The organism is Paenibacillus azoreducens (assembly GCF_021654775.1).
In the GTDB taxonomy this organism is placed as follows: domain Bacteria; phylum Bacillota; class Bacilli; order Paenibacillales; family Paenibacillaceae; genus Paenibacillus_AQ; species Paenibacillus_AQ azoreducens.
Genome location: NZ_AP025343.1, coordinates 5,155,557 through 5,168,145, shown reverse-complemented (window position 1 = coordinate 5,168,145; position 12,589 = coordinate 5,155,557). Strand labels below are relative to the sequence as shown.

The 12,589-nt window shown below is 50.8% G+C and carries 11 protein-coding genes; 9 read left to right on the top strand and 2 right to left on the bottom strand.

Features of this window, described 5'->3' with window-relative positions:
- Window positions 1-262: 262 nt before the first annotated feature.
- The 5 genes from L6442_RS22980 (at window position 263) to L6442_RS22960 (ending at window position 6,441) form a co-directional block, all read left to right on the top strand.
- On the top strand, window positions 263-2,329 hold the full coding sequence (locus L6442_RS22980) for a bifunctional aldolase/short-chain dehydrogenase (protein ID WP_212978832.1): 2,067 nt from the start codon (window positions 263-265) through the stop codon (window positions 2,327-2,329).
- Between the two features lie 195 nt (window positions 2,330-2,524).
- Entirely contained in the window at window positions 2,525-3,274 is a 750-nt protein-coding gene (locus L6442_RS22975; protein WP_212978831.1) for a (Fe-S)-binding protein, read from the top strand.
- Complete coding sequence (locus L6442_RS22970; RefSeq protein WP_212978830.1) at window positions 3,252-4,757, top strand: LutB/LldF family L-lactate oxidation iron-sulfur protein; 1,506 nt, start codon at window positions 3,252-3,254, stop codon at window positions 4,755-4,757. The genes L6442_RS22975 and L6442_RS22970 overlap by 23 nt, the downstream gene beginning before the upstream one ends.
- Window positions 4,754-5,479: a LutC/YkgG family protein gene (locus L6442_RS22965; protein WP_212978829.1), complete on the top strand. Its 726-nt coding sequence runs from the start codon at window positions 4,754-4,756 to the stop codon at window positions 5,477-5,479. Before L6442_RS22970 ends, L6442_RS22965 begins: the two co-directional genes overlap by 4 nt.
- 194 nt (window positions 5,480-5,673) lie before the next feature.
- The gene (locus tag L6442_RS22960) at window positions 5,674-6,441 is read left to right on the top strand and encodes a DeoR/GlpR family DNA-binding transcription regulator (RefSeq protein WP_194231103.1); all 768 of its coding nucleotides are present in this window, start codon (window positions 5,674-5,676) and stop codon (window positions 6,439-6,441) included.
- Between the two features lie 280 nt (window positions 6,442-6,721).
- Here L6442_RS22960 and L6442_RS22955 read toward each other — a convergent pair whose 3' ends face one another.
- Window positions 6,722-8,593: an LTA synthase family protein gene (locus L6442_RS22955; protein ID WP_212978828.1), complete on the bottom strand. Its 1,872-nt coding sequence runs from the start codon at window positions 8,591-8,593 to the stop codon at window positions 6,722-6,724.
- Window positions 8,594-8,708: 115 nt separating this feature from the next.
- Window positions 8,709-9,311, bottom strand: a complete 603-nt coding sequence (locus L6442_RS22950; protein WP_212978827.1) for a TetR/AcrR family transcriptional regulator — start codon at window positions 9,309-9,311, stop codon at window positions 8,709-8,711.
- A 168-nt stretch (window positions 9,312-9,479) separates the two neighbouring features.
- Between L6442_RS22950 and L6442_RS22945 the strand changes: the two genes are divergently transcribed.
- The 4 genes from L6442_RS22945 to L6442_RS22930 all read left to right on the top strand — a co-directional run bounded on the left by L6442_RS22945 (window position 9,480) and on the right by L6442_RS22930 (window position 12,519).
- Window positions 9,480-10,370: an ABC transporter ATP-binding protein gene (locus L6442_RS22945; RefSeq protein WP_194231100.1), complete on the top strand. Its 891-nt coding sequence runs from the start codon at window positions 9,480-9,482 to the stop codon at window positions 10,368-10,370.
- Window positions 10,367-11,179 carry an ABC transporter permease subunit gene (locus tag L6442_RS22940; RefSeq protein WP_212978826.1) on the top strand — a complete coding sequence of 271 codons (813 nt, stop codon included), beginning with the start codon at window positions 10,367-10,369 and terminating at the stop codon, window positions 11,177-11,179. Before L6442_RS22945 ends, L6442_RS22940 begins: the two co-directional genes overlap by 4 nt.
- Before the next feature lie 46 nt (window positions 11,180-11,225).
- Window positions 11,226-11,969, top strand: coding sequence for a nucleotidyltransferase family protein (locus L6442_RS22935; protein ID WP_212978825.1), 744 nt, complete (start codon window positions 11,226-11,228; stop codon window positions 11,967-11,969).
- 88 nt (window positions 11,970-12,057) lie between these two features.
- On the top strand, window positions 12,058-12,519 hold the full coding sequence (locus L6442_RS22930) for a DinB family protein (RefSeq protein ID WP_212978824.1): 462 nt from the start codon (window positions 12,058-12,060) through the stop codon (window positions 12,517-12,519).
- The last annotated feature ends 70 nt before the right edge of the window (window positions 12,520-12,589 follow it).

Genomic DNA, 12,589 nt, shown 5'->3' with positions numbered 1-12,589 from the left:
CGTTTGCATAGAGCGAAGCCGGCATTACTGCCGGTTTCGCTATTTTAGATATAAGGAAACTTCGGGGGTTCCTGCGCCCTTATATCGCAAGAAAAAGTGCTGCTAAGCGTGGTCTGTCTCTGTGAGTGTGCCGATAGACAGTTTCACTTCATTTTTTCAGTCATAAACAAAAATAATAGTGCAAAAACAAAAAACAATCTGATATAATTTAAGAAATTCAAATATAAACAAACAAAAACAAAATTATTCGGGAGGCGTCATCATGGTTCAAAATCTTTGGAATAACGAAGAAGCATCGAAGCAGAAAGCCGGAGTGGAAGAACTAGTGTACCGCTCCAATCTGATCGGCAGCGACCGAAGCGTATGCAATTGGGGCGGGGGCAATACATCGCTGAAAACCGTAGAAAAAGATTTCCGCGGCCGTGACGTGGAAGTGATGTGGGTCAAAGGCAGCGGTTCGGATTTGGCCACGATGAAGGCGCAGCATTTTACAGGACTCCGATTGGAGGATATCAAGCCGCTTATCGGGCGGGACGAAATGCCGGACGAGGAAATGGTCGCTTATCTGTCCCACTGCATGATCGACAGCAAACATCCGAGAGCTTCGATTGAAACGCTGCTGCATGCTTTCCTGCCGTTTCCGCATGTGGATCATACCCATCCGGACGCGATTATCAGCCTTTGCTGCGCGGATAACGGCCGGGAAATCGCCAAAGAAATCTACGGCGACGCCTTCGTGTGGGTTCCTTATATCCGTCCAGGCTTCACATTGTCCAAAATGATCGCCGAAGGGGTCCGCAGCAATCCGAATGCCCAGCTGGTGCTGATGGAAAAGCATGGTTTGGTCACATGGGGAGAAACTTCGGAGGCTTGCTATAACCAGACAATTGCCATGATTCAGAAAGCGGAACAGTATATCAACAGCCGGATTCAAGAGGGCCAGGTTTTCGGCGGCAGTCAAACGGAAACGCTTGCAGAGGAGCAGCGTAAATCCATCCTCGCTGAAGTGATGCCCATGATCCGGGGCGCTGTCAGCGATGCCAAGAAAATGATCTGCATGTATGACGACGGGGATGATGTGCTTGAGTTCGTGAACAGCAAAAATGCAAAGGAGCTTTCCCAAGTCGGCGCAGCTTGTCCGGACCATCTGGTACATACGAAGCGCGTTCCGCTATTCGTGGATTGGACTCCGTCCGCAGGGACGGCTGCGCTCAAAGAAGCTGTACGTACAGGTATCGCGGCATATAAAGCTGAATATCAAGCATATTTCGAGCGTAATAAACAAGACGGGGACGTGATGTTCGAGGCGGCGCCGCGCGTCATCCTCATTCCGGGCATCGGCATGGTCAACACGGGAAAAAGCCTGGCGATGGCTGGCGTCAGCGGCGCGTTATACCACCGTGCTATCGCCGTTATGAAGGGCTCCACGGCCCTTGGCGAATTTGTATCGCTGAACGAAAATGAATCCTACAATGTGGAATATTGGCCGCTGGAGCTTTACAAGCTGACGCTCGCACCTGCCGAAGCGGAATTTTCCCGCAAGATTGCCTTTATTACCGGCGGCGCAGGCGGCATAGGAAGCGAAACGGCGCGCCGCCTCGTATCCGAAGGGGCTCATGTGGTTCTGGCTGATCTGAACTTAGAAGGAGCCGAGAAAGTCGCTTCCGACATCAACGCTAAATACGGCGAAGGCCGGGCCAAGGCCGTGAAAATGGATGTGACCAGCGAAGAAATGGTGGCTGCGGCGTTGGCCGAAACCGCTTTGACTTATGGCGGGGTGGACATCATCGTTAACAATGCGGGCCTGGCGACATCCAGTCCGTTTGAAGAGACCTCGCTGAAGGAATGGAACCTGAACATGAACGTGCTGGGCACAGGTTATTTCCTCGTGGCGCGGGAAGCATTCAAGCTGATGAAGGAGCAGGAACTTGGGGGCAGCATGATTTTTGTCGCTTCGAAAAATTCCGTATACGCTGGCAAAAACGCGGCGGCTTACAGCTCGGTTAAAGCACTCGAAGCTCATCTGGCCCGCTGCATCGCCGCCGAGGGCGGAGAGCATGGCATCCGCGTCAACACGATTTTGCCAGATGCCATTTTGCAGGGTTCGGCGATTTGGAATTCCGGTTGGCGTAATGAACGTGCTGCTGCATACGGCATTGAACCGGATCAGTTGGAGGAGCATTACCGCAAAAGAACGACGCTTCTGGTCAACATTTATCCGAAGGACGTGGCTGAAGGCATCGCCTTTTTCGCTTCGTCGAAAGCCGAAAAGACGACCGGCTGCATGCTGACGATCGACGGCGGCGTACCGGCAGCTTTTACGCGTTGATTCAGGGGTTCAAAAGCTTGTAATCATCAATTTATCACATGCGATGGATTGCGTTATGGGAAGATTACATGCGTGTGGTCGGGAAGGGAACCGATTCCCCGTTATGCTAATGCGGGAGGAGCCGCGTTCAGGCTTACGGGGATTGGTTGTTCCTACCGCTTTATTCGTTTGTAGGCAAAGGAGGAGAGTCTCGGCATGAAAGTGTCGCTTTTTATTACCTGCATCAGCGATGCGATGTTTCCGCCAATCGGGGAAGCCATGACGCAATTGCTGGCACGCTGCGGCGTCCGCCTGCATTTCCCGGAAGTGCAGACCTGCTGCGGGCAGCCTGCGTTTAACAGCGGCTATTGGGATGAAGCGCGGGCGGCGGCCAAAACTATATTGGAAGCGTTTGCCGACAGCGATTTTGTCATTGTGCCTTCGGGATCCTGTGCCGGCATGATTCATCATTATTATCCGAGATTGTTTGAACACGACGCCAAGCTGCTTGAACAAAGCAACCGCTTAAAAGAGAAAACCTATGAATTCACCCAATTCCTTGTTCAGGTGCTTGGCGTGACGGATGTCGGGGCGTATTTCCCGCATAAGGTGACATATCATCCATCCTGCCACGGTACGCGGCTTTTGGGGATTGAGGAAGAGCCGATGCAGCTGATGAGCCGTATCGAAGGGATGGAATATGTGCCGCTGCCGTATGCTGAGGACTGCTGCGGTTTTGGCGGGACGTTCGCCATCAAGATGAGCGAGATTTCCGGAGCGATGGTGGAAGAAAAAAGCACGCATGTACTCGAAACGGAAGCCGAAGTACTCGTTGGGCTGGATATGGGCTGTTTGCTCAACATTGGCGGCAACCTGAAATTCCGGGGCAAGCCGGTCCGGGTGATGCATTTGGCCGAATTGCTGTACGAGGGAGTGAGAAACCGTGAGCAAACCGCAGGGGTCTAACGTCAAGGAACGAGCAAAGTCGGCCCTTAAGGATGAATTTTTGACCGGTGCGGTCAAATTTACGACGGAAAGGCTGAAAAACAGCAAACTAGCGGCGGCGGCAGAACATGGCAACTGGGAGGAATGGCGGGAACGGGGGCGGCAGATCCGGGCCCATACAGTGGCGCATCTGGATTATTATTTGAGCCGGTTTATTGCGAACGCCCGCGCGCAGGGCGTACATGTGCATTTTGCTCCGCAGGCGAAAGACGCCGCCCGGATCGCGATCGAAATCGCCAAGCACAAGGGCGCGAAAACAGTGGTGAAATCCAAATCGATGGTGTCGGAAGAGGTTCATATCAATGAAGCCTTTCAAAAGATCGGAATCGAGTCGATCGAAAGCGATCTTGGCGAATACATCATCCAGTTGGCAGATGAACCGCCATCCCATATCATCATTCCGGCCATTCACAAAAACCGGCAGCAAATCGCGGACCTGCTGTCCAAGGAGGCGGGGGAAACGCTGGCGCCGGAGACGAAGGTGTTGGCCGGTTTTGCAAGGCGCAAGCTGCGGGACCGGTTTCTGGAAGCGGATATCGGCCTGACCGGATGCAATTTCGGAATTGCCGAAACAGGCAGCATCGTTATTTTTGAAAATGAAGGCAATGCCCGCATGGTCAGCACGGTTCCGAAAACCCAGATCACGCTTATGGGCATGGAGCGGATTATCCCGAGCTGGGATGATCTGGAGGTGATGGCTACGCTCTTGCCGCGATCGGCAACGGGCCAGCGGCTAACGGTTTACATGTCCGGCATCACGGGACCGAGACGCATGGAGGACGGGGACGGTCCGGAGGAAATGCATCTCATCATCGTGGATAACGGGCGTTCGCTGCAGCTTGGAGACCCGGAATTTCAAGAGCTGCTGAACTGCATCCGGTGCGGCGCTTGCCTGAATGCTTGTCCGGTATACCGGCATATCGGCGGGCACTCCTACCCCGGAACGTACAGCGGTCCGATTGGCGCCGTGCTTACACCTGCGCTGAACAGCAACGTACAGCAATGGCATGACATCGCCAACGCATCAAGCCTTTGCGGCGCCTGTTATGAAGCCTGCCCGGTCAAAATTCCTCTTCACGATATGCTTGTTTACCTGCGAAACCGCAAGGTGGAGCGGGGCGCCGCCGCGTCCGGAGAGAAAATGGCCATGAAGGGCTTCAAGCTGCTGATGGGAAGCCATACACGGCTTAAGCGGGCGGTCAAGGCAGGGCGAATCGGGCAAAAGCTGCTGGTGCGCGATGGTTATATCAAATCACGCATCGGCCCGCTGGGGGGATGGACCGCATACCGCCATCTGCCGGCGTTGCCCGCGCGTTCGTTCAGGGAGCAGTGGACAGAGGTATCCGCCGCAGCCGAGAAGTCGTTTAAACCTATGGATGAAGAAATCAAGTCGCGGATGGAAGAGATTGTCCGGGGACGGGCGCAAGGAGGGCATCGAACATGAGCAAATCCGATCCCGCGTTTCTGGCGAGGTTGAATCGGGAGTCGCTGGAAGCTGAGAAGGCCTTTATCGGAAATATCGCAGGCAGGTTGGGGCGTTCCGCCGTCAGCCCTGCTCCGGTGCATCCGTTTCGGGGAGCGCCTGATTTCTGGACTTCTTATGAACTGGGCCGGGAGGAGCGCATCGCCCGTTTCTCAGATGCCTGGCAGGCCGTTGGCGGATTCGCGGAGAGGGTGTCCTCGTTCTCCGAGCTTCCGGAGGTGATCGCATCGATTCTCAAAGCGCAAAATGCTGAGTCCACCATCCGGCAAAACCTGCCGGAGCTTGAGCAGCTGAAACTGGACGGCTGCTTGCCGGAGATGAAGCATCATGTCTGGGAAGGGAGCGATCCGGAAGGTTCCTTGCGGATTTGTGAGAGAGCATCAGCCGGGATTGCGCTTGCCGACTATGCGGTGGCTTACACCGGCACGATCGTCGCCGCTTCTTCGGCGCAAAAAGGACGTTCGGTCACGCTGCTGCCTAACATTTTGCTGGCCATTGTTCCGGCGGACCGCATGTACACCCGTCTCGGAGAGGCCATGAGCCGCATCGCCACAGTCCGCGCAGAACGGTTCCCGGCCGGCGTGCACTTCATATCAGGCCCAAGCCGGTCATCGGATATCGAAAACGACCTGACAATCGGCGTACACGGACCCGGCGTCGCTTACGCTTTGATCGTGGGATGAGTGAGAATTTACGTCGATCCGTGTTTTTCATTAGATAACAGAATGATCAATCAGCAGGGTACGATACTTCCTGTTATCGCATGAAAAATATCAACTGAAAGCGGTCTGTCTCCCAAGAATTTACGTCGATCCGTGTTTTTCATATAATGTTCTTATACCGGCGCATAAACGGCCGGCGATGAAAGAGGGTAGCTATGTTAGTTGCGGAAAGATACGATAAAATCGTGGATCTCGTCAACGAGAGAGGAAGCATCCGGGTATCCGAATTGAGCGAGCTGTGCGGAGTGACCGAAGAGACGATCCGCCGCGATCTGGACCGGTTGGAGCAGCAGGGCAAGCTGCGGCGCAGCCACGGCGGGGCTGTCAGCGTCAAGGAGACGCAGGCCGAAATTCCGTATTTCGAGCGGGAAGTGATACATCGCGATGAGAAGATGCGGATCGCAAAAGCAGCGGTCGCTTTGATTGAGCCGTACGACCGGATCGCGCTGGACGCCAGCTCGACGGCCTGGTACATGGCCTCCATTTTGCCGGATATACCGCTTACGGTGCTGACGAACTCCATCAAGGTCGCGCTTGAGCTGTCCGCCAAGGAAAAAATCGAAGTGATATCGACTGGAGGCATTTTGGCGCCCAGATCCCTTTCTTATGTCGGACCGATGGCCGAACGCAGTCTGGAAGCGTATTATGTCGACAAGGCTTTTGTTTCCTGCAAAGGAGTGCATCCCGAGCGGGGCATCAGCGAGTCGAATGAATTGCAGGCCATGGTGAAGCATAAATTGATCAAGCAGGCGGCTGCCGTGTATCTTTTGGCCGATGCCAGCAAGATCGGAACGCAAGCTTTTACGCATGTGGCCGGATGGGAAGAGATCGGCACCGTTATCACTGACGGCCACATCGATGCCGAGGACGCCAGGCTGCTAAAGGACAAAGGAATCGCGCTGATCGTGGCGGCGGAGGCTTGAACCTAAAGATATTCAGCGGCAGTTCGCCATTCGCGGGAAAAGAGCAAGGTGCGGGGTACATGCTTCGAAAACAGCATACTGCGGCAGGTATTGGATCAAAAAAGCCTCAGGCATCCCGCAAGGGAGCTTGAGGCTTTTTGTAATATCCGGGGGCCCCGAAAAGTAATCGGAATAATCTTCGAAGGCTATACGTCACTCCGTACTTTTGCTTCGCATCCCTCTGTGAGAGGCGCCCGGACTTCTTTCCAATACTCTTTGCGGGGTTATTTTGCCATACTCATTATCGTTTAGGCAGAAGCTTGACGTATTCGTCCGAAAGTTTCATCTGCGCCAAGTTGTAATCATAATCTTTACGGTATTTGGAGAAGTCTTCGACAGGATCCAGCGTGTCCAGATTGACCGCGTCGCCTTCCTCAAACGTTTTGCCCGGGACGTACATGATTTCATCATTAAAGAAGGAACCGCTCGGCAAATAATAACGGCTGCCTATGATGTTGTGATCGATGTTAAGCAGGTCATGGCCGAAAGCGGTGAAATTCTCGTCTTTCAGCGAGATTCCAAGCAGGTTGGCAAGCGTCGGCATAATGTCTACCTGTCCGCCGACCCGCTTCACTTCCTGGCCTTGCACACCGGGCACATGGATAATGAGCGGAATATTAAAACGTGTGACCCGCGGATCATATTTGATGCCGAGCGCCTGACTGACCATTTCCGGATCGTTGTCCTGCGGCTGCAGGCCGAAATGGTCGCCATAAATGACGAGCACGGTATCGTCCCACATTCCGTTTTGCTTCAGCTGGTCAATCAAAGTTCCGATCGCATAATCCGTATAATTGACAGCCGCCAGATAATTGCCGAGCTGCGTGTCTTTTAGGGAATCCGGAATCGTTATTTTCATCCGGTCTTCCGGCACATTGAACGGGAAATGGCTTGATACGGTAATAAACTGCGCATAAAACGGTTTATGTTCCTGATGCAGCTTGGACAAAGTTTCAATGCCGAATTTGTATAACTCCTCATCGGAAGCTCCAAATTCATTAAAATGATCGTTTTTATAATAAGGTTTATCGTAGTAATTGGTGAAATTCAAAGCGGGATACAGCTTGTTCCGATCCCAAAACTTGACGTCGTTCACATGGAACGTATCCGCTTCGTAATTTCGTTTCTCAAGCAGGCGCGGCATGCTTGGCAGCTCGCGATCACCGTAACCGGTAGACATGGCGACCGTTGCCGTCGGATAGATCGACGTGTTGCTCATAAACTCGGCATCGGAGGTGTTGCCTTGTCCAATCTGCTGGAATACCCGCGGGAAATAAAAGCTATCCTTGGCCAGACCATTCAGCACAGGGGTCAGTTCCTGATTGTCGACGGACAGATGGATCGGAAAATTCTGAAAAGCCTCCATCTGGATCACGATTACATTTTTGCCTTTGGCCGCTCCGAAAAACTTCGGTTTCTTCTGCAGTTGATCCTGGTAATTAAAGTTTTTTTCCTGGGTATTGATTTTGTCCACGGTTTCTTCGATATTGCCAAATGCGACGACTGCCGCTTCCTCTTTGGCTCTGAGCCCGGCAGCGACCTGGTAATTAAAGAAACCAAGATGCTCCGCCTGAAGCACTTCATTGGTGATCATGCGGTCCTGACGGATGAAAAAGATGGATACCGCCAGAGCGATGACGCCAAGTACAGCCGGCCATCTTTTGCGCAGCGGCGTGGACATGCTGAATTTGCGTTTTATCAGTTTACTGATCGCCCACGCCAGAGCAATCACAACGACGTCGACAAAAAAGAGATAGTTTGCCGGTTCAATCGTGGATTGCACGCTGCTTTTGATCTGTCCCACCTGCTTTAACTCGAACAGGGCGGTGTAGGTCGGCACGGTATTGAAGTGCTGGAAGTACAGTGCCGATGCAAAAAAGATAAACGAGCACAGCAAATTGAATATCCAATACACGATTCCTTTCGCTTTGGAAGGTGTGATGAGCTCGATTAGGGAAAGGAGCACGACAAGCGACGCAGCATCCACTGCGATGCGGCTCCACATGATCCCGTGGAAGAAAAAATAGCGTAGAAGCAAAAGTTTCAGCATCAGCAAAACAAATACTGCGATGACTGGTGTCTTAGGTTTTGAACGTATGGTAAAGTCGAGCATTCTGACTCCTTTCGTGAGTATGTAAATTTTTCCCTCTCCACATACTAATCAATACTATATTAGCTTTTTTACATAATGAAAATACTAAATTAACATAGGTTTAACATAATGTTAATCATTTTTGGGTCTGCGGTCCACAAATACCATAAAAAAATACTTGGACCATCTCTTCGATCAGTTTTTCCTGATCTTCTTCGTACTGAATGGATTCCAGCATACGATGCGAGGATTCATAAAGCATATTCAGATAGAGCATGACCGTATCGATGGAAATATCGTTTGAAATCTCCCCGTTTGCCTTGCTTTTGGTTAGAAGTTCGACAACTAAAGGCAAGCTGCGCTCTTCATAATTTTTTTGCACCATAACCCGGACTTCAGAATCATTTTCCATCAGCTCCGCAATGACGGAGGGATGAAAAGAATGGGAGTTTTTTTTCTTTTGCAAAATGATGAATTCGATTTTTTCTTTTAATGCGGCTTCCCCAGTTACAACCGCCTCGAATTCGTCCAAAATCGATTCCATGAATTCCAGAAAGATTTCCCGGATCAAAGCTTCTTTGCTGCCGAAATAATTATAAATCGTTACCTGGGAAACCCCGGCTTTCCTGGCGATATCCGCAATTCGGATTTCCTTCATGCTGGACGTGGATAACATGTTTAAAGTGGTTTCTTTAATTTTGCCCTTAATTTGCCTTGCTCTACGCTCAAAACCATTCATTTGCATTTCAACTCCGTCCCCGGCTGCCGCCGTCTAATAATGAAATTATATCATAAAAATATTTCATAATTATATTGACGCGGTGATTTCTCCGGCGTATGATCTGGTTGTGAAATATGTGATTGGTTATATTTCATAAATTCATTCCCACAACGGGAGGCGCTGGCTATGCTAACGGTGTCACATGTAACCAAAGTATTTCCGGGCGGTAAAGGGATTTACGACGTCTCTTTTACCGTCCACAAAGGGGAGGTATTCGGATTTCTCGGCCCTAACGGGGCGGGCAAGTCAACAACGATCCGCCATATTATGGGTTTTATGAAGCCGGAGAAAGGATACGTCCAAATCCATGGCTTGGATACCTGGAAGGATCAAGGCAAATTTCAGAAGCTGGTTGGGTATTTGCCGGGAGAGATCGCATTTATGGAAGGGATGACGGGCAAATCTTTTCTAGACTTCTTAGCTGGTTTACGGGGCGGAGTCAACCCGCAGCGCAGGGCCGAATTGATCCAAAGATTGCAATTTGATGACAGAACCCCGATTCGTAAAATGTCCAAAGGCATGAAGCAGAAGGTGGGTATCGTCGCCGCTTTTATGCATGAGCCTGAGGTGATCATTTTGGATGAACCGACGTCAGGTTTGGACCCGCTGATGCAGAAGGTGTTTATCGAACTGGTTCTTGAGGAAAAAGCGAAAGGCACCACCTTTCTGATGTCTTCCCACAGCTTTCCGGAAATCGAGCGCACATGCGACCGGGCGGCGATCATTAAAGACGGAAGGATCATTGCCGTCAAAAATATCCATGAACTGCAGGCGGTGCAGCGGAAGCTGTTTGAAGTTACTTTCGAATATGAAGCGGACCGGGATGCGTTTCTTGCCAGCGGCCTGAACGTCGATTCCTATAAAGGCAATCAGGTGCGCGTGTCGGTGCAGGGCGACTATAACCATTTTGTCAGGGAAACAGCGAAATACCAAATCCGCAGCATCGATGTGTTTAGCCAAAATTTAGAGGATATATTTATGGATTATTATGACCGGGAAGGAAGAGGTCTGATATGAATATGCCGTTATATGGACAAATGCTGAAAAATCACCTGCGTACGATGACGAGTTATGCTTTTGGTTCGGCTTTTTATATTTTGCTGATGTTCGGAATCTACCCAAGCATCATGGAACAGTCGGCAAGCTTGAACGAGCTTATTGCATCCATGCCTGAAGGAATCGGCAGGGCGTTTGGACTGGAGAATGGTTTCGGCACCGTTGATTCTTTTATTTCCGGAGAATATTACGGACTGCTGTTTGTGCTTATTCTTTCCATATTCAGCATCATGACTTCCACCCAATTGATGGCCCGGCTCGTTGATCAAGGCTCCATGGCATATCTGCTGTCCGCGCCAACGACGCGCGTTAAAGTGGCTTTGACCCAAGCTGTCGTTCTCCTTACAGGCTTGCTGGTCATTACGGCGGTGACGACGCTTGCCGGTTACGGAGGGTACGCGTGGTTTATCGGGAACCTCTCCGATTTTGATTCCAAAGCATTTTTACAGCTGAACATTGGCGCGTTTTTGCTTTTTTTCGCGGTTTGCGGCATCAGCTTTTTTATTTCGGCGGTTTCGAATGATGAGAAAAGGGCGCTCGGAATCTCCGGCGTGATCGTATTCGGTTTTTTCAGCCTGAATCTATTGGGTAAGATCAGCGATCAGCTGGCTTGGATGAAAAATATTTCCCTGTTTTCGCTCTTTAATACCGCAGAGATCGTCAAAGGCACGGTTCACTGGGGTCCGGTGGTTGCCATTTTGCTGGGCGTCGGTTTGGCCGGTTTTGCCGCGGGCGTGATTCTTTTCAGAAAAAGAAGCTTGCTGCTGTAATTCAAGTTATACTGGGAGTAGGAGAATAAATTGTACAGGAGGCACTATGAAAGCTCTTATTCTGGCTGCGGGTTATGCGACAAGATTGTATCCGCTGACCCGCAACTTGCCGAAATCCCTGCTCCCTTTAGGCGATCTAACGGTATTGGACCTGATCATACGCAAAATGGAGGACGTTGCTTCCATTACAGAAATCATTATTGTATCCAACGCCAAATTTTATGCAGCTTTTGGGAAATGGATGGAATCCCGTTCTTTCAAAAAAACCGTAAAAATCATCAATGACGGCTCCACTTCCGAACAGAATCGGCTTGGAGCCATCGGCGATATCGGGTTTGCGATCGAAAGCGAAGGCATCGACGAGGATTTGCTCGTGTGCGCAGGCGATAATGTGTTTACGTTTGATTTGAACTCGTATGTGGAGTATTTTTTGCGGGAGCAGAAGGACTGCATCCTTGTTCAGCGCATGCAGGATCAGGATGAACTAAGAAGAGTGGGCGTGGCGGAACTGGATGCTTCGCAGCGGGTGCTGTCGTTTAAGGAAAAGCCGGCGCAGCCCAAAACGGATGTCGGAGTGTTTGCGATTTATCTGTACCGGAAAGAGACGCTGCCTTTATTCAGGGATTATTTGCAGGCTGGTCATGAGCCGGATGCACCCGGCCATTTTCCGGAATGGCTGTCGCGCATAAAAGAAATGAAGGCATTTTTTGCCGAGGGAACCAGCTATGATCTGGGCACGCATGAAGCTTACCGGAAGATGAGGAACTTAATGGACAATAAACAGCAATAGGCAAACAAATGTTCTTGTTTCGTCCTGCGGCCGATGGTATAATCAGGAAAGGGAAATTACAAATTGGTTATGCCAAGGAGGAGCGCCAATGTATACGAAGCAGGAGAAACTGGAAGCTTATGCGGAATGGATAACGTTTGCCCAATCATTGATGGATCTGCCTGAGGAGAAGTGGACGGGACCGATCGCGGAAGGCAAATGGTCGCCGCGGGATATTGTCAGCCACATCATGCTTTGGGACAAATATTTTCTGGAGAATGCCGTGTGCCCGATGGCCGAACATCGGCCCATGACATTGAAAAATCAAGATTTCAACGAATTCAACCGCGATGCGGCTGCTTACGGGCTGACGCAAAGCAAGGAAGCTTTGATTTCGCAAACCGTGGATGCACGGCAGCAGTTGCTTGAAGTGCTGCAAAACATTCCGGAAGCGGAATACGCCTATAAATATGAGGATACATTATCCGTCGATGAGTATTTGCTGGATTTTTACGAACATGACCGGCATCATATGGCGCAAATCAAAGGATACATAACAGCCACTGCATAATCCCGCTTCAGTGAGTGAAAGGAGACCTGCCGTCAGGCCTTTTTTGCGAAAGGATGCGGCTTTGTGTGAG

Excerpts from the sequence above, each read along its gene's own strand:
- L6442_RS22945 (WP_194231100.1), top strand. The coding sequence starts at position 9,480 with ATGCTAACGGTGTCACATGTAACCAAAGTATTTCCGGGCGGTAAAGGG.
- L6442_RS22965 (WP_212978829.1), top strand. The coding sequence starts at position 4,754 with ATGAGCAAATCCGATCCCGCGTTTCTGGCGAGGTTGAATCGGGAGTCG.
- L6442_RS22960 (WP_194231103.1), top strand. The coding sequence starts at position 5,674 with ATGTTAGTTGCGGAAAGATACGATAAAATCGTGGATCTCGTCAACGAG.
- L6442_RS22950 (WP_212978827.1), bottom strand. The coding sequence starts at position 9,311 with ATGAATGGTTTTGAGCGTAGAGCAAGGCAAATTAAGGGCAAAATTAAA.
- L6442_RS22935 (WP_212978825.1), top strand. The coding sequence starts at position 11,226 with ATGAAAGCTCTTATTCTGGCTGCGGGTTATGCGACAAGATTGTATCCG.
- L6442_RS22980 (WP_212978832.1), top strand. The coding sequence starts at position 263 with ATGGTTCAAAATCTTTGGAATAACGAAGAAGCATCGAAGCAGAAAGCC.
- L6442_RS22930 (WP_212978824.1), top strand. The coding sequence starts at position 12,058 with ATGTATACGAAGCAGGAGAAACTGGAAGCTTATGCGGAATGGATAACG.
- L6442_RS22955 (WP_212978828.1), bottom strand. The coding sequence starts at position 8,593 with ATGCTCGACTTTACCATACGTTCAAAACCTAAGACACCAGTCATCGCA.
- L6442_RS22940 (WP_212978826.1), top strand. The coding sequence starts at position 10,367 with ATGAATATGCCGTTATATGGACAAATGCTGAAAAATCACCTGCGTACG.
- L6442_RS22975 (WP_212978831.1), top strand. The coding sequence starts at position 2,525 with ATGAAAGTGTCGCTTTTTATTACCTGCATCAGCGATGCGATGTTTCCG.